We start from the raw sequence: 21304 nt of genomic DNA on the forward strand, positions 1-21304 counted from the left end.
AATATCGGACCATCAGATCATCCGGTATTTGGGTTCGGAAAAAATTAAGAAAAACTGGATTTATTATTGCACACTTAACGAAAAGCGTTCGTTATCTCCATTTGACTCTTGCCACAATACGACTTTGGTTCCATCTGCCGGATTATTTCCTTTCAGATTAAGGCAGCTTGAGGGCGCGCATTTTGGTTTCAGCTTATAATATCCATCATAATCATATACTAACTTGAATAGTTTAGCAGAATTATTACTCTGGGTGGTGTAAATTTCAATCGGTGTATCGTTTGCCGGATTTGCCCCTGTGACATCTAATGATGAATTCGTATTGTGCTGAGGGATGAGCCTGTAATAACCATAGTCAGATGAAATTATCTTAAATTTTTGGTTTGCCCCTGCATTCCATTGCCAGATCTGCGCAAGAGATGCAATTGGCGAACCGAGGATTTCCAAAGCACTGTTGGAATTTATTTTCGGGGTTAACCTATATACCGAGTTGTTTACGATTCCCCCTGGTTGGGTAACTGGTGTTACCTGCTGCATAATTACCCCGCCAACACACTCTAAAGCTGTAGTAATGTTATCAGTTGGCGTGCTCGTCGTCCAGCTATTCCAGATCAAGTTTTTATCTGTCCGCCTGATATTCCATGCTTGATCTGCATTTTGTTTCATCCAGGTATAGTAGGTACTCCAAAGATTATTGTCTCTAACAAATTCTCCAAGGGCCCTAACGAATTCCGACTGCCAGGTACCCTGTCGGGTCCCCGTTCGTCAAAATACCATTTACTGTTTTATTATTCCTGACATAATCAACCGATCGTTTGGCATCATCATAATACAACGAATTACCCGTTAAACGGTGAAGATGATTGGCTGCCCCCACAAAAGCACCTATATTATAAACATTTGCAGAATTGCTTACTGTACCGTTGGGTAAAACATTTTCATAAACGGCGCCTGTTGATGCATTGTATAGTTTAGATTTAACCCAATTGTATATGGCAATTGACTTATTTAAATAGGTAATATCCTTAGTCGCTTCATAAATATAGCAACCTAAAATAATTTCAGGATTATTACTCAGCCCCGATTTATCCTGATGCATCCCACCATAAACCGCCACCCAACTCTGAGGTCCATCCACGATCATAAGCGGTTAAAAGCGTATTGAGCCTGACTTAAAAAAGTCGTATTTCCGGTAATCTGATAACCTCGGGCAAAGGCGATCCCCGCCCATTGGAGATCATCGTTATACTCATTCCAGTTCCAGTGGTAAAGACCACCGCTTCCTTGATTTTGTTGCAAGAATGTATTTAGCAAATTAGTAATCAGAGTTCTATGTGCAGAACTTTTAGTCCTGAGAAAGACATCTTCAACCATCTGAATATCCAATGCCTGCCTCCAAAAATAGTCCTTTGATGGAACGTTAAGCGCTTCTTTATAATATTGGGTATTTGCTGATGTAACCAGAAAACTAGTGTTATAGGCATTGAAAGCGGCATCCGCATTGGCATTGACGTCCGACAGCAGGGCACTTGGACCTATAGCCATTTGTGATTTCGGGTGACCCAAATTGGGTCGGGTAACTCCGGATCTGACTTTTTACACGAAGTCAAATTAAAAGCGGCAACGAAAAGGCAAAACAGTACTAGGGCCATTCTATTCTGTGACTCAGATTTTTGTGTCTCATAAAGTAAAATTTAAGATTTATATATTTGGTGTTTACAATTTTTTTAAATTGCCATGATCAAACTAATAATTCTACTCATGCAGTTTAATAATACAAATTAAACGCTTAATCAATTACATCGTTTGTCAAATTATTCTTATTTTTTGACCACCTGTACTTTTTGAAAAGAGAATTCCCATATTGTGATTTGAATTGACTGACACTGTACCTAACCTTGGCAATAAAACGGCTTTCTGCCGGAGCGGGATTTTTCTCAGCCAACATTGCACAATCAGTCCCACATTTTTAAATTCCTGCTGGAGCTTTTCTGAGTACCGGTTTTCTTAAGTTCAGCAATAACCTGTGATTGGTCTTCCCGATCATCGAAGCCCTATGCCCGGGCTTCGATCATCCGATTGGTTGCGCCTACAGTTCTCGTCTCCGTGCCATAATAGACTGGAATGGGGAATGGAGAGCTTCAATGAGCCAGTGTTATGCTGATCGCATGGAAAAGCCTGCAATTAAGCCACTGGTTAAAAAAGCATTAATGGTAAAAGCCTTTTCAAAGTTCCTTTTACCCTAGCAAACTGTAAAAAGCATATCTTGCTTTTCAAGCCTATGTGCAAAACAGGTTCAAGGCGTTTGCAATCGGGAAGTCGATTGGATTTTGAAAAGTTAAAGTAGGGATTACGCAAGTTTGATATGAGATTTGGTATTGGCACGCCGGTTGAAAAGCCCTCATGTTAAATGTCAAAAAAAAATGGCCAGAATTTCTTCCGGCCACTCCAAGTTGTAAATTATTGCACAAATTTCCAGCTCTTAAAAACTTATTATAGTTTGGGATTTGTCAATAATCTGAAATGCACTGCTGCCCCACCACCCGGTGCAAGCATTAATTTAAGAACGCTTTTAGCCGTCACCTTAATCGTTTTTATCTGATAGTTTTCTGGATTGGTTTTCCATTCTGCATCTTTTCCATCGGCGTATATTGTTGCAGTGTAGATTTGGTTTTTATCCAAAAAATCAAGCTTTACGACTGTCTCTCTCTTTTCTCCATTGGTTATCGCTCCTAAAAACCATTCATTTTTACCTTTCGCCTTTCTGGCAATGGTAATGTATTCCCCAGGCTCAGCCTCTACTATCCGGGTATCGTCCCAGTCTACAGCAACATCCTGTATAAACCTAAAGGCATCCATATGGGCCGAATAGTTTTCCGGAATATCAGCTGCCATCTGTAAGGGACTGTACATGGTAATATAAAGTGCTAGCTGCTTGGCCAGTGTGGAATGCATCTGGCGTTCTGGCACCCCAGGCGCATAATCTCTCAATTTGAATATACCAGGTGTGTAATCCATCGGACCACCTATAAGACGGGTAAAGGGTAAAATAGTTTCATGCTCGGGAGGATTTCCATCAGAGAAGAAATTCCATTCATTGCCCCTTCCCGCTTCAGATGCCATAAAATTGGGATAGGTGCGGTGAAGGCCGGTTGGACGCGTTGGCTCATGGATGTCAATCATCACGTGATGATCTGCTGCCTTTTTGATCGAACGGATATAATGATTGACCATCCATTGCCCGTCATGGTGCTCCCCGCGTGGCACGATACCCGATACATAACCAGTTTTTAGTGAACCGTAACCATACCTGTTCATGAAACGGAAAGCGGTGTCCATCTGCCTTTCGTAGCTGGTTGCACTACCCCCTGTTTCATTATGCATTATCATCTTCACATTTTTTGCCTTGGCGTAATCAGAAACTGCCTTAACGTCGAAATCGGGATAGGGCGTTACAAAATCAAATTTCTCTTCCTTATCGTCGGTCCATTCTTCCCAGCCCTTGTTCCATCCTTCAACCAGGAGACCTTCAATCCCATTTTTAGACGCGAAATCGATATAATGTTTAACATTTTCTGTATTTGCGGCATGCCGGCCATTCGGTACGTACTTTCCTTCACCATGGAGTGTTTCCATCTGATCAGTATAGTTCCAACTTGTTCTCCCTACCTGCATTTCCCACCATACGCCCATAAATTTCATTGGTTTGATCCACGATGTATTTTCGATTTTGGAGGGCTCGTTCAGGTTGAGGATCATTTTAGAGGAAAGGATATCTGTTGCCTTATCGCTCACAATTACCGTACGCCATGGTGTATGAAAAGGGGTACGCATGTAAGCCTTATTTCCCCGCGCATCCGGCACCAGGCTGGATGATAAACCAAATGTACTTTTATCAACATGCAGTTGCATTGATGGATAATCGATCAGCGCAGCTTCGTGAATATTGATATAAAGACCATTTGCAGCTTTCATCATTAAAGGGGTTTGCACAGCGCTTTGGTCTGGAATATTTCCTTCAATCGTTCCGCTAGAGATCAGGCCCCACTTTCTGGCATCTATTGCAGATAAGGGAGAAGAAGTATATTTATATTCATTAGAATCAAAATCAGCAGGGATCCAGAAAGTTTTATGATCACCCGTCATGTTGAAGGCTGTCAGTTCTTCCTTTACCACAAAAGATTTTAAATTTTCCTGTACGGGAAATTCATATCTAAAACCTAGCCCATCTTCAAATATCCTGAATACAATATCCAGCAAAATAGATTTTTGCCCCTGTTGAACCAAATGCACAGTAAGTTGCTTATAGTGGTTTCTAATCTGCGCAACCTCGCCCCAAACCGGTTTCCAGGTTTCATCTACAGTAACAGAGTCAGCTTTTAGCAACTTGAAATTTTCAGCGAGGGATATCCCCTGATCTAGTTTAAATCCTAAAACAGAGCTTTTTACAGCTTCATTTTTGCCATATGAAATTTGGTATACAGGAGTTCCTTGTGCATTGAGGTTAAAGGTAAACCCAACATTTTTCATTTTGAGGGAAAGTGGAACTGATTGCTGGGAAAATCCTTTAAATGCAATTACGGAGAGGATCAGGCTTAAGAAGATGGATTGTTTTTTGAACATAACAACTGAGTTAATAATGGGCAATGAAAAAGTTTTCTGATTTATTTAGTGAGTACAGTATGCTGGTATGGTTGAAAGAATAATTGGCTGCCCAAAGTAACAGGACTACCTGAAAATGCATTTTTCCATGTTCCCTGTAGCACAGGAGGGATATAATAGGTAGTGGCATTTCCTCGTATACTGGCAAGGACCAATACTTTTTCGCTACCTGATGACTTGGTAAAAGCCACAACATCATCACTGCTGTAAACAGTAAGATCGCCTGTTTTAATGGCCGCACTGTTTTTCCTTAAACTGATAATCTTTTTGTACTCAGCTTTCATGTCCGGATTTGTTGTCCAATCTATTGGAGTATGGTAAAAGAAATCAATACCCCTGGTGCAGCCTACTTCCTGACCATTGTAGATCATGGGCACGCCTTTCATTAATGCAGTTACCAAAAACGCAGACATTGCGCCTGTTTTTCCCCCATATACATTAACCGGACTACCATCGGTAAGATAAACATCATGGTTGGTAATGTACCTCACCACTTGCGATCCTGGTAAAGCAGGAGCAAATTCTGAAGTATTAAAATCTTGCAGAACAGTTGCAGGCGCAGCATTTCCAAATACCTTATTCTCTAAGGCCGAGTAATAGCCAAAGCCATAAACCATCTGAAAGCCTGCTTTAAAGTGATCGTTCCTTGTTCCTTCGGCCAGCATTAAAAGTTTGTGCGTTGTAATCCCTCTTAGCGCATCAATGGCCTGTTTCCAAAAATCAAGCGGCACAAAATCAGCAGCATCACAACGGAAACCGTCAATATTGGCGTTAAAAACCCAATATTTCATTGCATCAATCATGGCAAGCCTCATATCTGACTTATTGTAATCAAGCGCTGCAACATCAGTCCAATTGGTTCCTTCCGGGGGGATAATATTACCATTGGCATCTTGTTTATACCAGCTTTTATTGGTAATCCAGGCATTGTCCCAAGCGGTATGACTGGCCACCCAATCAAGCATTACAGCCATATTCCTGTCATGCGCAGCATTAACCAATGCCCTCAGATCTTCCATCGTACCGAATTCTGTGTTTACGGCTTTGTAATCCTTAACGGCATATGGAGAGCCAAGCCCACCGGCAGATTTTAATACACCTACCGGATATACCGGCATGAGGTAAACCACATTAACGCCTAGTGCTTTAATAGAATCCATTCTGGCCGTTACCCCTTTAAAGGTAGCCTCCTGACTAAAGGCCCTGAGGTTAACCTGATAGATAATTGCATCCGAAGTATTGGGTACTGCGCTGTATGGAGTGCCATATTGCGGATAAGATGTATCCGAAACAACTTGGTTCCCATCCTTTTTACAAAAAGTAAAAAGAGAAATGCTAAGGAACAGGAATGCTTTTATGATGATATGCTTCTGATTATTTTTCATGTTGATCTTATTTAACCCCGATGGTAAACCACCGGGGAAAGATTAATTTTTCTTAAGCTTATAATTATAGTTTGATGGATCATGAAGATCAAGTGTAATGGTATAGTTGCCACTGGATGGTACCGTGATATTGTTTACCGCAGCATTATACCCGTAAACCGGGCTATCAGCATAAGCAATTTTTCCATTGGCATCAACACCAAAGTCGATATTCCAGGCATTATTGGCTCTGAATTTAAACGATCCTGTCGACACCATATCAGCAGTTACCGTCCACACCTGTGTAGCCGGGTTATAAGTAAGCTGGGTATCGGTACTCCAGCCTCCCGGAGAAGCATCGCCCAGGATAGACCAGGTTGTTTTTATGGCCGACCAGGTATTGGTGTTCAGGTTAACCGACACCTGCACATACCCTGCTTCAGGTGCTAAAAGGCCGGCAGCATTGCCATCAACCGAAATCTTACCTGCTCCCGCATCGCCATAGTTAATATGGTTCCAGTCTCTTGCCGTGGTCATCTTGAAATAATTGGTTACCCCAGCCGGGATATAAATGTAACCTTCATATATTTTTGGTTGTAAAGCAGCCGCCGTAGGCGCAGTTGCCGGCGACCACCCCTGATAATCGCCAGGGATATATAAATGTGGATAAACAGCCTGAGCAAGATAAGTGGTTACCTTAACCGAAACCGCTTTGCTGTAAGTAGCACGGTCCTGATAGGCCTTAACCCTAAATACGAGGTTTCCGGTAGTACCACTTCCAATCCCCATTGATAAGGCAAGATCATTGAGATCTTTTCCTTTATAGGATTTGCTCAGCACATCATTACCGATTGCTACGCTGGTTGCATTTCCCCAAGCTGCGGCGCCTACAGTATCAGCAGGAACATCAATTTCGAGGGTATAGGTAACCGATGCCTTGATCGGGAAACTGACCCCAGGCCATGAAAAAGTTACAACAGCAGAAGTATCCGTAGCCGGAGAAAGTACCACAGCTGATTTATTTGCCGTTAATGAAGAGCTGAACGAAACGGCTTTTAATACGGTCAGTTCTTTTTCTTTCTTACATGACTGGAAAAGCCCTGCGAAAAGCATGATTATTAGATATATTGAATTTTTCATCGATTTGAGAATTAATAACCTGTATTCTGTTTTAAACCTGGATTGGCATTAAGTGCGCTTGTAGGAATCGGGAACAATAACCTAAATGCCGGTGCGGCAGGTGCAAAATCATGGGCAAGCAAAAACTTGTTAAACCTGATCATATCCTGCCTGCGGTGGCCTTCCCAATTTAACTCGAAGCCGCGTTCGTTGTAAACATCCTCTAAACTCGGGTTGGATGTTAATGCCCCTAAACCTGCCCTTTGTCTCACCTGATCGATAAACGGTTTAGCCGCCGCCGCATTGCCTAAACGTACATTACACTCGGCTTTCATCAAGAGGATATCCGCATAACGGTAAATAGGAAAGTCATTGGATTCACCACTACCGTTTTGTGGCGGAACCGGGAAAAACTTCACTCCCCTTATCCCTTCGTTCGGTCCTGCTCCAGGATTATCAAGCGAAGTCACGTCAGCGGTATAAGTTACCCCACCCGGTTGTGCGCCAACCAGATATTGTTTCTTTCTGATGTCGGCATTATCATATCTATCATAATAAGGGCGTGGCACAATCGTTCCGTTCCATCCGCTGAAGCCAAAAAGTGCTACACCATTTGGTCCGTTCACACTGCGGAGTGCGTAAATATTTCTCGAAACAATGTCTGCAGTAGCATAAATGGCAAGAATGGTTTCATCTTCAGGCAGTTTATCGCCAAAGAGTTCATAATACTGATAGCCCAGCGGACTTGCAGCATTTGCACCACCAGGATGTAGACTAAAGCTTCCCTGCGACACTTTATCGCAGGCTGCCAGGCAGTCTGCCCATTTAGCTGTTCCAGTATAAACTTCTGCGTTAAGATAAACCTTGGCTAAAAGTGCATAACCCGCCCATTTATTAAAACGGCCATAATATACACCTCCCTTGGTTTCGGTAAGTTTATCAACATTATCGGTAAGTTCTTTTACCACAAAGTTATAAACCGTTGTTCTGCTGGCCTGTGGGATTTTATCAACAGTGATGTTGTTATCGGTATAAAAAGGTACCGAACCAAAGTCATCAATTAAAAGGTAGTAGAAAAATGCCCGCAATACTTTTGCCTCGGCAATCTTAGAAGCTTCGGCATTTGATTGCTGCAACTGATCTACTGCTAAATTTGCTGTATAGATCGATTTATAAAGCCAGTTCCAGGTATTGTTAACAATAACTGATGTGGGAAGCCATTGGCGCTGATAAAGCTGTGCAAAATCGAGCTGCCAATCGCCTGTATTCCGGTGTGGAATAACCTGCTCGTCTGACGACATGGTATTTAAGTCATACCAGCAGTTGTCTGCCCCGGCATAACCGGTACCCCAGTTTCCTGAAACCTGCGAATAAACATTGGCCAGTGCTACATCGGCTCCTTTTGGCGAACTGTAAAATTCGGAGGCTGAATATTTATCGTAAACACTTTCATTTACTTTCTTGCAACCCTGGGTTGCAACCGCTAATATGATAAAGCTTAATAATATTTTTTTCATGTTCGTTACTATTTAAAAACCACATTTAAACCCAGAGAGAATGTCCTGGTTCTTGGATAAATCCCTCCGTCAGAACCTGAGCCACTGCCACCACTTACATTAAGTTCGGGATCAATCCCGGTGTATTTGGTAATCAACAATAGGTTAGATCCGGTAAGGGACAGCCTTAGTGAACTTACATATTTGATTTTTTCTGTTTTTACGGTGTAACCGAATGATAGATTTTCCCACCTTAAGAAAGCACCGTTTTCCAACCACAAATCTGAACTGTACTGAGAGGTATAAAGACCAAGTGGTACAGCGCTTTCTAACACGTTGGATTTACCCAGGTTTTCGAAATAACTCAAGCTCGGCCTGATGGTGTTGTAAATCTTATTTCCACCCGAACCGCGCCATACCATAGAGGCATCAAAATTCTTATACCTAAAACTCGGTGTAAATGCATAAGTATATTTTGGAATAGCAGATCCTTCAATCACCCTATCAGGACTTTGATTCCCTTGATCGATCAAGCCATCTCCATTCTGATCTATAACCGTTTCGGCGTTAGCGGCATCTTTGCCCTTATGTTGTAAAATATTGAAACTACCGATCGGCATCCCTTCAATCAGGTATGAATTTATGCCCCATGAAACATAATTTGTATTCAGTGGTACGCCGGCAATGCTACCGCTTAAGCTAAGTACCTTGTTTTTCAGTAGTGATCCGTTACCAGCCAGTGTTAATGTTGTATTCTGGGTTTTGATTACATCATAACTTAAAGAAAGTTCTAGCCCTTCATTTAACAAACTGCCAACATTGGCCGTAATGTTTGGATAGGGAAAAGGTGGCTGAGGCACGGTGTAACCAAACAACAAGTTATCTGTAGTGGCTGTAAAGGCATCGATTGTTCCGGTTAAACGGCCTTTGAACAATCCGAAATCGATACCGATATTGGTCTGTTTACGTGTTTCCCAACGCAGGTCGGGATTTGCATTCTGGCTCACCACGAAATTTGTGATTGGTGCGCCACCAAAATAAGTAACGCCAGAGTATCCAACCAACTGTAAAGATCCCTGAGGAGAAAGCCCCTGCTGGTTACCGGTTATGCCGTATCCACCACGCAGTTTAAGTGCACTAAAGATATTTTGATCTTTCATAAAAGACTCTTCATCAATTTTCCATGCGATGGAACCAGATGGGAAATCGCCCCACTTATGGTTTACACCGAATACAGATGAACCATCTCTCCGGTAACTTGCGGTTAAGAGGTAGCGGTTTTTATATGAATAGTTTACACGCCCTAAAAATGAAACCAGGCTTCTGTCGTTTTTGTACGAAGAGATGTCGCCTGGGGTAACTTTGGAAAGGTCGCCCAACTGAAGCGCATTATAGGTTGCAATATCATTGATAAATCCTTTTGCCTGTGCAAAGTTTCCATTATAGGTTTGCGCCTGGGTTTCATAAACGGCAACAGCATCAAGGCTGTGGTCGCCAAAATTTACCTTATAATTTAAGCTGATGTCCATCAGCTTCTCATCATTGTGATAATTGTTAATATTTGCAATCCCTTGGTTATCAATCGCTGTAGATACTGTAGAGGCAGCCGGAAGATAGTATCCAGAGTTTCCATCTACCTTTCTCCAGCTACCGAACCAGCCAACGCTTAAACCTTTATACAATTGAAGATCGGCACGAAGGCTTCCAAACAAACTGTTAATGTGATTTTCATTTACAACCGTATTCGCTACTGCATAAGGATTGATGTACTGAAATATGTTCGGATCAGAATAATAGCTACCATCGGTATTGTAAACCGGATCTGTTGGCCTTGTTACGTAGGCATTTGAAATCAGGTTTGAACGGAAACTTTCCCTGCCTACTCCTGTTGGACTGTAATTGGTATTGTTGATACCATTGTTCAGGTTCATTGTTAAGGTCAACTTGTCGTCTAAAGCCTTTTGGGTTGCCTGGATTCTACCAATGTAATTTTTGTAATTGGATTTAATCACAGAGCCGGTCTGCAGGATTGCTGAAAGTGAGGCGCGGTAATTAAAATTGTTTGCACCTCCCCCGAAAGCTATGGTATGGTTCTGCGTAACACCAGTTTGTGTTAACAGGTTGTACCAATCTGTGCTTGAGCCATGGTTAGCTGATGCAGGAACATTATAAAGCTGCGCCTGTTGCCACCATTGATCGGCATCCAATGTTTTTAAACCTTTTGGTAGCACATCAATAGAGGTATTTGCGGTATAATCAACGCTTGATTTACCTGCTTTGCTCTTTCTTGTTGTAATAATGATTACCCCGGGAGCACCGCGCGAACCGTAAATTGCAGTTGCTGATGCATCTTTAAGGATATCGACAGATTCAATCTCGCTTGGAGGTACCTGGGTTAAAAGATCCATATTCCCTTGAATACCATCTATAACCACTAAGGGATCATTTCCACCAATTAATGAAGTTATCCCCCTGATCCTAACGCTAGGTGAAGTTCCCGGCTCGCTACCTGTCTGCGTAATATTTACTCCCGCGGCTTTACCTGCCAGTTGTTGAAGCGGATTGGTTACTGAGCCTGGGTTGAGGTCTTTACTGCCTATTGTAGAAACTGCCCCTGTTACGTCAGATTTTTTTACGGTACCATAACCGATTACCACAACCTCTGAAAGCGATTTTGCATTTGGCACAAGTGCTACGGTAAACTCCTGTCCGGCTAAAATACTTTTCTCAATAGCATCGTATCCTACGTAGCTAATATTTAGGGTAAGCGGACCTTTATTGGTTGAAGTAAACTGAAAGTTACCCGCATTATCGCTTGTTACCCCCTGCGCTGTTTCTTTTACTTTTATGCTTACTCCGGGTAATGGCAGGTTTCGTTCGTCTACAACCCTACCTTTATAGGAGATGCTCTGCGAAAATGCATTGATGGAAAAAAGAAGGGCCAGAATGGCCAGACCATACTTGTACAAGTAAACTTGTTTCATAGCGAATTATATTTGGTTATCAATTATTAATATTCAGCCGATAGCTGTTAGTTTGTACATCAAAGTAACTAAGGATTTGATCCGCTATCAACATGACGAAATGGGAATATTAAAAATATCAAAACAAAAAACCAATCAAAGCGCTGACTATCAATTAAATAAACCAGATTCTAATCAAAAATTATATAGATCTATCAGATAGTTTTAGTTATTTAAAGTGATTGAAATTCCACTATTAAGCTATTTTTGATTCATATTTATTACGTGATAACACGCTTGCAAATACCTTATTTAAAGAAACTTATATAAATTGCAGCCATATAATTTCTATATCAGCTAAGTGCAGGTTTAGATTTAATTTAAGCCTACCGTATCTTGGTGTTTCAGAAACATCAAAAAAAACAATGCGAGCCATTAAAAACCTTCTAACCCTATCCATTTTATTTTTCCTGATCCCAGTTGCTCAGGCACAGCAAAACCACAGTTTTCTGCCTAAACGCAGTGATGCTACCATCTATCAGGTTAACATCAGAACCTTTAGTAAGGAAGGGAATTTAACCGGCGTTATCAAGCGCGTCGACTCTATTAAAAAACTGGGGATCAATGTGGTCTACCTTATGCCCATTTACCCCATCGGCAAACTAAATTCGGTAAATTCTCCTTATTGCATCAGTGATTATCGATCAGTAAATCCAGAATTCGGTAACCTGGACGACCTTAAACTATTGGTTGAAGCCATACACCAGAAACAGATGGCTGTGATACTCGATTGGGTACCCAACCATACTTCTTATGATCATACATGGATAAAAAACAGATCGTGGTATCTTCAAGACAGTACCGGCAAAATTATAAGCCCCCCTGGAACAGGCTGGCGGGATGTTGCCCAGCTTAACTTCAAAAATATGGATATGAGAAAAGAAATGATCTCATCTATGGAATATTGGGTAACAACGGCCAACATTGATGGTTTCAGGTGCGATTATGCGGATGGGCCACCCTTTGATTTTTGGAAACAGGCAATAACATCACTTAGAAAAATCCCGAACCATAAACTGCTTTTGCTTGCCGAGGGTAAAAGAAGCAACCATTATCAAGCAGGTTTCGATTATAATTTCGGTTTTGCCTTTTTTGAAGGGATGAAAGAAATATATGCCCATGTCAAATCCGTAAAATTGATAGATAGCTTAAATAAAGCCGAACACAAAGGGGCAAAAAATGGCCAGCAGATTGTACGTTATACCACCAATCATGATGTTAACGGCTCAGACGGGACGCCACAGGAACTTTTTGGTGGAGAAAGAGGTGCAATGGCCGCTTTTATCGTATCCACATATATGAACAGTGTTCCGATGATTTATAACGGACAGGAAGTTGGCACACCTTACAGGCTTGTTTTTCCATTTACAGGAAAAGATATCGACTGGAGTTTAAACCCAGCGCTAACAGCTGAATACAAAAAAATTATTGCTTTGCGCAACCAAAACGAGGCACTGAGAAATGGCAAGGTAACATCTTACGCTACTGATGATATCTGCGCATTTATGAAGGAGAAGAATGGTAAAGCCGTTCTTGTACTGTCTAATTTAAGGAATAAGCCGGTTCAATTTAGTTTACCTCAAAAACTTAAAAAGCAAAAGTGGACAGATGCATTTACGGGTCTACCGTTTAATCTTTCAGCTCAAGCAGTTTTGCAACCCTACAGTTACCTTGTAATCAGTCATTAGGTACCTTAACGGCCCTGATCTGCATTATTTTATCTTCAAATTCTTCATTTGGGACGAAAGAGCGGTTTTTAACCTTTGTTTTATACGTATAAATGGTATTTAAAGAATAGTTAAGAATTTTGGCAATGGTTTCATTTTCATCTATTCCCAGCCTGATCAGGGCAAATATTCTGAGCTCCGTATTGAGCAGATGATCATTAGGAAGCTCAATGTGGTAATCGGAGATAAAAAGGGCATTAAAATCATGCACAAAGTTTGGGAACAGGTTTAAAAATACCTGATCGAAACTATGCGACAGATTTTCCCTCTCCAGATCGGTATTGAGTTTTTTAAATACCAGGCCAATTTCATTGTAGTTTTCAGCCTTAATATTTTTTTCTACGGACCGTTTTAACTTCTCTATTTTTTCGATATAACTGGAGTGCATATTGAAAAAATAGCCGATATATTCATCCTTAATCAGGTTTGCCTCATCTAGTTTGGTATTGATGTGCGAAAGGGTTTTATTAGATCTGTCCAGCTCAGAATTAACCAGCATTAACGAGTGGTTTGCACTGTTGAGATCAACATTTTTCTCCTGAATCAAGCGGTCGGCAATCCTTAGCTTTTTTAATTGCCTTAAAGTAATGTAAGCAAATACAATGACCACGATGATAAGCAGGGTTATTGTGGAGGCATATATGGTTAACAGATTCTTTTGTTTTTCTATCCCATTTACTTTTTCGCTCTGGATAATCGGCATAATGTTGCTGATCTGGGCTTCCCGATGCCTGGCTCCATAAAAATTGGCATCATCAATGGCATAATTGATGTATCTGAATGCTGTTTTGATATCCCCTTGCTGATAGAGATAATTGGCAAGATTGGTTAAGGCCACCCCTTCCTTTGTAGAGTGTGAGTTATCAATTATCGCAGCTTTGATCAGCATTTCCAACCCAAGCTGTGTTTTTTTCTGCTCAAAATAGGTAAAACTCAAACAGCTCAGGTTTATCGCACTATCCTGATAAGATTGTTTTAGTGTGAGGATATGTTCATAAATGTTTGATGCTTTGAGGTTTTGCTGTTGCCTGATGGATTTTAATCCCTCGGCCGATAGGTATTCATAAGATGTAGGTTCGGCCGTATGTAAAATCGAGTCGCAGTAATCAAGTCCGCTCCTGTTATATTTTGCATAATAATCGCTGATCTTATCATAATCCGCAAGATCAAAATTGCTCCTGGCCTGAAGGAAAAAGTATCCGTATTTTTCCTTTGCATCAAGTTTGCTCAGATCAACGAGTTTCAAGGTATCCAGCCCCTCTTTAAACATTCCTGCAGATACCAAAACAAGCCCCATTTTTATTTTTGAAAGGTTTATTTTTTTACCGTCATTCAAAGATCGGGCAGTTGCATTCATCATCTTACAATAAACGTATGCAGAATCATGAATATATGACTTGTATGCATCAAAAAGTTTATCATAGTTATCATAACGCTTTGAAAGGGATGCATAATTCCTTTTAAGATCCTCCCTTATTCTTTCAATAGCGCGTACCTTTTTCTGATCAAAGGCACTACGGCTTGAAAGCCTCATATTTAAGACTTCTTGAAGACTGTCAACATCCGCAAAGACATGTCCTCCTAAAATCAAAAAACCTATTACTAAAAAAAAAAATCTATTGAAGCCTTTAATTCCCACAGTTAGTCATGATTAATTTGTTGTTGAATAGACCTTAGATCTTCCATGCACTCTAACCATGCAATATATCAAAAATAGTGAGATAAAACCAAATTGAACAAATATCACACCTGTCTTGTGATAAGGTTAACACTCTGGTTAATGAGTATACACCGAAATTACCCCAACGTAGCGATACTGGTCAGTTCAAAATAAATGGGGTGTTTTTCAATTGGTCGAATTTATTCGTAAAACCGCTCTACCATCTGTTATTTGTATATTGCCAAAGTTATGAAAGACATTGACAATATCCAATTACCAACCGATAGACATTTAGCCATAATTCCATGCATATAGTGGTGTGAAGAGCACACGGGGCTTATGCAATTTAGCATTTTTTTATTTCTTTTCATATTCCTGGCAGGAGCAATTATATAGCCTTTAACACTGCGCGAGGTAAGAGATGGTGCCAGATCTGGGTCCATATCTTTTACACGCCGGGAACAGAATCTATAGTCGCAAGATTATGCCAATCCCACTAGAAATCTATGCTTGCGGTAATGTCGGTAAAAAGCTCAATTGTCTTTTTTATGTTCCAGTGCTCAGTCCTCTTGCGAACCGATTTGGCTGCAACCAGCTCATCATAACCGTCTTATTACATTAATCTTTTTTACCCTGCAACCAGTCCCGAAACATATATCATAAACAATACATCCCGTCCCAAAAATTTTTATAGCTCAAACATCTTACTGATCGGCTGAAAAATGAGGGCGCACATAAGGTTAGGGTTATCTGGTCATAATTTCAACCGTTCCACCATTAATGAACAGATCGTGCGGTATAAAATAATTTTTGCTGTCATTTCTTGCTCCATCGACCTTGATGGAAATGGGATCCCTACCCTTACACGGCTTTGTAATAATTACTTTCTTACCCTTGCTTGTGCGCCAGATTATTTTGTCAAAAAGTGGTGCAGTCACAATATATTTTGGATCCGTTGCGGAAAAAGGGTAGATACCAAGAGAGGTAAAAACATACCAGGCCGACATTTCCCCTGCATCATCCATTCCAGATAGCGTTATCCCATCCTTCATACCATATAGATTATTCATGATGTAATCCAGAATTTTCTGAGATTTTTCAGGTTTGTCTATAGATATATAAGAAAATGGGGCTTCATGGTCCGGCTGGTTTCCCTGACAGTACTGACCTATCATGGTTTCCACATTTCTGGCAATATGTTTTGGGTTCCATGGCAGGGTAAATAGCGAATCTAATTTGGACTCGAAGCCTTTAGGCCCTCCGTACAACCCTATCAGGCCCTCCATATCATGCGGAGCAAAGAAAGATACCTGCCATGCATTTGCCTCACGGTACATGTATTCGTAATAAGGATACTGGGGATCAAAATTTTTTATCCAAGCTCCATTTTCTAATCTACCTCTCATAAATCTAGTAGAGGGATCGAACATATTTTTATAATTTCCAGACCTACCCATCAATATTCTATAATTGCTGGTATCACCGAGTTTTTTTGCAATCTGCGCAAGTGAATAGTCATCATAAGCATATTCGAGCGTCTTTGAAACCCCCGCTTTCGCTTTGGTTTCTACATTCGGACGCGCGATGTCAGGATCTGAAATGTATCCTTTCTCGATATATTCCCTGATGAAAGGCCGGGCACCTCCAGCGAGATTGGCATTTTTTAATAGGAGCTGATATGTTCCTTTGATGTCGAAATTGTCTATCCCGCGCAAATAAGCTCCAGCAATGGATGAAGCACCGTGGTCACCGTGAAAAAAAGTAGGCATGAACCCGGTTTTATCACCTACATCCTTCATTGATTTAATCACATCCAAAGCTACCTGTGGGGTGACCAGGCCTAAAAGTACATCCTTGTTCCGGTAAGTATCCCATAGGGACGGTTCTGTATAGTAATTGAAACCGGATTTTACAATGTTACGCTTCTTGTCCCTTTATTCCCCATTTACATCACTTCTCAGTGCAGGCCAAAGAAAAGATCTATAAAAACATGAATAAAACATCTTTTTCTGCTGATCGGTACCCCCTTTAACCTCAATAGCAGATAAAAGATTTTCCCAGGTCTGATTGGCTTCCTTACGCACCCGTTCAAAAGTCCTATCTCCGATTTCTTTTTCAAGGTTTTCTCTGGCACTCTCTGTGCTTACAAAAGATATACCTATTTTAAGCTCTACACTATTCTTGCTACAGTCGCTCAATTGCACGACTGCAAATCCCATTGCGGAACTTTCGTTGCTAATTTCCAGTTTTCCTATTTTAGTATTCAGTCGCGCATAGAAATAAATGTTTTCACCACCTTTAAGGCCTTTCAGGGCGAAATCACCGTCCTCGCTAATATTCCACGAGGAAACTCTGCTGTTGGCCTTCGATAGATCGAAAAGAATCTGCCTGTCTTCATTGTCCCTGAATTCATATCTGTGAAAGCCACATCTTAAGGTTGAGGTTAAGTTTACGTTTATATTATAGTCATCGAGGTAAACCTGGTAAAATCCTGGTGAAGATTTTTCTTTTTGGTGGGTAAACCTTGAGCCAAATTTTTTTCCGGGTTTTGAGAGGGGTAATATCGGGATGTTGCAGAGATTCCAATTTCCCTAATTGGTATGTGCGGAGCCCAGGATAACTGAATCTTCCTATTCATATCCTGCGCCGGAACAAAATTCAGTGATAGGGCTGAGCTGAACCATTTCGTTGGGAATGGAGCTTCCGGGAAATGCCAGCCACGCCCATGAGCGCCAGCCAATTGGCAGTTCATAGCCGATTATCATAGAGCCCGTAAGGGGTGAGGTATCAACGAATGTATTTATATATTGGGTATAACCCCGAGATTGGGCTGATACCCCACCACAGGCCAGCATTAATATAAACACATTGAGAAGGAGACGCACAATACTATCTTTAAAAAATGTACCTTGAGGATAAATTATTTTTCTCATATCAATAAAGTTAAGCGTTAGAATAAAGCTTTTTTTTTAAAATAAAGTTGCTCTTATTTGTCATATTGGAATAATCAATGCTCAGATTGTCCAGGGATTTCTGGAATACCGGGATCATCCAAGATCTGTACCGCTGTTGCATCACCAATATTTTTCCAGTCCTGCAATACCCAGACAATTTTCTTTTCCCTAGTCACTTCTATCAGTTGTGGCCCCTGCCCGCCCTTGCCTCTTGAAGTGAAGATGGTATTGCCATTGGCTAGTCTTGTACAGGATTGCGGAGCAGAGGTTAATTGGTATTCTGCGGGCAGGTCGGTTTTACAGTTGAATTCCCAAACGGTCTCTCCCTTTTTGTTAACTTCTCGCGTGAGATAATCGGCCTCATCGGTAATCAGGGTATTCCCATTCTTTAAACGGATTGCTGCCCAGGGCTTTGGTGTGCTATAACTCCAGATTTCTTTGAAGTCCTTATCATACTCAACTACACGGCCCATGGTGAGAAAAGACAACAGGTAAGTACCCTGAGCGGTGACCCTCGCCCGCCTGAACTGCCCATGAATGCCATTGGGATCTGCCGGCCTTTGGTAGGGCAGTTCCTGGTCCACTTCAATCATACCTGTTTTAGTATTTACAACAAATAACTTTGGGGGAAGGCCGTTGACCACGAACATCACTTTGTCCAAACCAATCGGTTGGCAGGCGTGCACCTCGGTGTGGGCAGCACCCATAGCGTTATTGCAATCGTAACGCCAGAGCACTTTTTTGTCAGGGCTTATCAGCGCGACATATTGCATACGTGTAAATAGGATATTGCCATTGGAGAGCATCCAGACGTCATCATATTCCGGCCCTTTCCCGGTAGAATAACTCCAGATAGTCTTTCCATCTTTCAACAGGAACATTTTGTTGCAGTTTTCTCCAATATAAAGCATTGGATGCTGTGCCAAACCTTTCCCTGGCAGATCTGATGGAATTATCGCATTTGGGCTTCCAAAAGCAGCAAACTCTTCTTCGGGCGCCATTTGAGGCACGTTGGGCGATGTGAAAAGCGGCAGCACGTCCATACATGGTGTTTGCGAGTTTTTGTTATTTCCCCTCATCCTATCTTTCTGTGCCAGAGCGAAACCTGAGGCGGATAATAACAGCACAATATATAAGATGCGTTTTTGGTGTAGTTTCATAATCGAGGTCTATTTTTTGTACAAATTCACTCTGTTCTACTTTTTTTTCAACTCAGGGCCGGTTTAGGCAATTTCTAGAATCAATCCCCTCTCCACTAGGCACTAGGAGAACGGAATCAAGATCTGTCTCTTTAAAATGCGCTCAAATCCTATTTTAATATAGCTGCGAATCCACCGTTGCGGACCATTTTTACCGATATTTTATCTCCTGATTTAACCTGGACAATCTTTTTCCTGTAATCCATTGCCTGTTTGCCCGCGTTTATACCATCCTCAAAGTAGGTCATGGTAAAGGTTTTACCTTTTTCAATAAAATCGAAGTTCAGTTCGATATCTCTTTCCTTTTCTTTGCCATTGGTAATTCCACCAACAAACCATTGGTTTCCCTTACGTTTGGCAACCACGGCGAGTTCGCCTGCTGTAGCTGCAAGGGCTTTGGTTTCATCCCAGGTGGTTGGTACACTGGTGATAAATTCTGTACAGTCTGGATTTTTATAATAAAGCGTAGGATTGTCTGCCAACATTTGTATACCGCTTTCGAAGACCACATATAAAGCAAGCTGGTATGCCCTGGTACCCACCCCAGTTGCATTTGGACGGACCGCACGGTTTACTTCTGGCTGCATATTGAGCATGGCTCCCGGGGTAAAATCCATCGGCCCAACAGCATTACGCATAAAAGGAAGGAAGATACTGTTATCGGGTGTACAGCCACCCATTTGTTCAAGCCCCCTGACGCCCTCATAAGAGATTAAGTTTGGATATTTATATTCCAGACCTGCAGGTTTGAACGAACCATGAAAATCTACAAATATCTGATGCTTGGCCGCCTCTTTAACTACATTTTCATAGTAGTTTACCATCCATTGGTCACTGCGGTCCATAAAATCAATTTTAACGCCTTTGATGCCCCACTCATGGAAAGTTTTAAACAGCCCCATATTGTTGTGCACGGTTAACCAGGTTAACCAGAGCATGATATCTACACTTTTGGTTTTGCCATAACGGATAAGCTCTTTTACGTCGACTTTCGGATTTGGTGTATAGGGATCGGTAGTACTCTTGGCCCAGCCTTCGTCCATGACAATATATTTGATGCCATATTTGGAAGCAAAGTCGATATAATATTTATAGGTCTCCAGGTTATAACCAGAAACAAAATTCACATCAGGGCCATAAGGGGTAGCATCATTCCACCATTCCCAACTGGCCTGTCCCGGCTTAATCCAGCTCGGATCTGCGATTTCACTTTTTGCTGCGAGTTTTAAGGTCATGGTGTTTTCCATTAACTGTCTATCATCAGAAGTGATCACAAAATAACGCCATGGAAAATTTCTTGTACCAATGGTCTTCGCGATATAATCGGCTGATTTGGTAATTTTCTGACTTCGGTCCCCATCAGAGGCAAAATCAAGTGGGGCTTTTGGAAATGCCCCCTCGATACCGTTATTCCCGGTTCCTTTTAAAAATAGTGCCGGATAGTCGGATAGGTCGGACTCGCTGATCAGTATCTTATATTTCTTTTTCGTATCTATTAGAATGGGCAAATTGGCCATTTTATCTCCGGTTTTCCAGTTATTCGACTCGATGTGTTGATACGCCTCTTCATAGGCAGTTTTAAACCCGTTATTCTGTTGAACGTGTAAAAGGTAATTGCCTGGAAAATTTATTGCAAACTCTTCATTGGTGACTTCTACCTGGCCTTTTTTTGCGGTGATAAAACGGTATGCAGCACCATCATCAAAAACACGGAATTCTACCGAATAATCACCTTTGAATGTGAGAATCAATCCATTATAGTTGTTCTTCACGGTTGAGAACTTCAAGGAAACATAAGGCTTGATCAGCTCATCGCCTTTGGTTTTCTTAGTCGAAATCAATTTCGGTCTTTCACCAAGTATTTCCCCTTTCAAACTAAGGGAAAGAGAATTTTTACTGAGCAGTTCTTCTTTATTCCCTGAGATACAATAATAGATTTTATCGCTGAAGGATACAGAAACTTTTATTTCCCCATCTGGAGAAGCTAAATCGATTGGTTTCGATTGTGCCCGGAGCTGGAACGATAGTGCCGTTAGCGTTATGAAGCAAAAGGCAATTTGTTTAAAAAAATTCATATTTAATTGATATTGTGTGTTTTTT

13 protein-coding genes and 1 pseudogene are annotated in these 21304 nt (G+C 41.3%); 1 reads left to right on the forward strand and 13 read right to left on the reverse strand.

Going from position 1 to position 21304, the window contains the following annotated elements; genetic code table 11:
- Positions 1 to 63 precede the first annotated feature (63 nt).
- From EZ449_RS15715 to EZ449_RS15750, 8 genes are all read right to left on the reverse strand, one after another.
- Positions 64 to 666 carry an RICIN domain-containing protein gene (locus tag EZ449_RS15715; RefSeq protein WP_131560538.1) on the reverse strand — a complete coding sequence of 201 codons (603 nt, stop codon included), beginning with the start codon at positions 664 to 666 and terminating at the stop codon, positions 64 to 66.
- 55 nt (positions 667 to 721) lie between these two features.
- Positions 722 to 1138, reverse strand: coding sequence for a glycoside hydrolase family 76 protein (locus EZ449_RS15720; protein WP_165499784.1), 417 nt, complete (start codon positions 1136 to 1138; stop codon positions 722 to 724).
- Between the two features lie 2 nt (positions 1139 to 1140).
- Positions 1141 to 1545: a hypothetical protein gene (locus tag EZ449_RS15725; protein ID WP_131560542.1), complete on the reverse strand. Its 405-nt coding sequence runs from the start codon at positions 1543 to 1545 to the stop codon at positions 1141 to 1143.
- A gap of 948 nt (positions 1546 to 2493) precedes the next feature.
- Positions 2494 to 4623, reverse strand: a complete 2130-nt coding sequence (locus tag EZ449_RS15730) for a glycoside hydrolase family 97 protein (protein ID WP_131560544.1) — start codon at positions 4621 to 4623, stop codon at positions 2494 to 2496.
- 41 nt (positions 4624 to 4664) lie between these two features.
- Positions 4665 to 6047 (reverse strand): alpha-amylase family glycosyl hydrolase, encoded by a 1383-nt coding sequence (locus tag EZ449_RS15735; RefSeq protein WP_131560546.1) that lies wholly within the window; start codon positions 6045 to 6047, stop codon positions 4665 to 4667.
- A gap of 42 nt (positions 6048 to 6089) precedes the next feature.
- Positions 6090 to 7166 carry a SusE domain-containing protein gene (locus tag EZ449_RS15740; protein WP_131560548.1) on the reverse strand — a complete coding sequence of 359 codons (1077 nt, stop codon included), beginning with the start codon at positions 7164 to 7166 and terminating at the stop codon, positions 6090 to 6092.
- 11 nt (positions 7167 to 7177) lie between these two features.
- Positions 7178 to 8662, reverse strand: a complete 1485-nt coding sequence (locus EZ449_RS15745; protein ID WP_131560551.1) for a RagB/SusD family nutrient uptake outer membrane protein — start codon at positions 8660 to 8662, stop codon at positions 7178 to 7180.
- Between the two features lie 8 nt (positions 8663 to 8670).
- Positions 8671 to 11625, reverse strand: coding sequence for a SusC/RagA family TonB-linked outer membrane protein (locus EZ449_RS15750; RefSeq protein ID WP_131560553.1), 2955 nt, complete (start codon positions 11623 to 11625; stop codon positions 8671 to 8673).
- Positions 11626 to 12029: 404 nt separating this feature from the next.
- Here EZ449_RS15750 and EZ449_RS15755 point away from each other — a divergent pair, with 404 nt between their 5' ends.
- On the forward strand, positions 12030 to 13352 hold the full coding sequence (locus EZ449_RS15755) for an alpha-amylase family glycosyl hydrolase (RefSeq protein ID WP_131560555.1): 1323 nt from the start codon (positions 12030 to 12032) through the stop codon (positions 13350 to 13352).
- Here EZ449_RS15755 and EZ449_RS15760 read toward each other — a convergent pair.
- The 5 genes and pseudogenes from EZ449_RS15760 to EZ449_RS15775 form a co-directional block, all read right to left on the reverse strand.
- Positions 13342 to 14925, reverse strand: a complete 1584-nt coding sequence (locus tag EZ449_RS15760; RefSeq protein ID WP_131560557.1) for a DUF6377 domain-containing protein — start codon at positions 14923 to 14925, stop codon at positions 13342 to 13344. The two genes, EZ449_RS15755 and EZ449_RS15760, sit on opposite strands and share 11 nt — an antisense overlap.
- A gap of 872 nt (positions 14926 to 15797) precedes the next feature.
- Positions 15798 to 17621: pseudogene (locus EZ449_RS15765) on the reverse strand (GH92 family glycosyl hydrolase).
- A gap of 60 nt (positions 17622 to 17681) precedes the next feature.
- Complete coding sequence (locus EZ449_RS23145) at positions 17682 to 17984, reverse strand: hypothetical protein (protein ID WP_225872339.1); 303 nt, start codon at positions 17982 to 17984, stop codon at positions 17682 to 17684.
- A 74-nt stretch (positions 17985 to 18058) separates the two neighbouring features.
- Positions 18059 to 19165 (reverse strand): beta-propeller domain-containing protein, encoded by a 1107-nt coding sequence (locus EZ449_RS15770; RefSeq protein ID WP_131560559.1) that lies wholly within the window; start codon positions 19163 to 19165, stop codon positions 18059 to 18061.
- A gap of 149 nt (positions 19166 to 19314) precedes the next feature.
- Positions 19315 to 21279 (reverse strand): glycoside hydrolase family 97 protein, encoded by a 1965-nt coding sequence (locus EZ449_RS15775; protein WP_131560561.1) that lies wholly within the window; start codon positions 21277 to 21279, stop codon positions 19315 to 19317.
- Positions 21280 to 21304: the final 25 nt, after the last annotated feature.

This window comes from Pedobacter frigidisoli, assembly GCF_004331675.1.
In the GTDB taxonomy this organism is placed as follows: domain Bacteria; phylum Bacteroidota; class Bacteroidia; order Sphingobacteriales; family Sphingobacteriaceae; genus Pedobacter; species Pedobacter frigidisoli.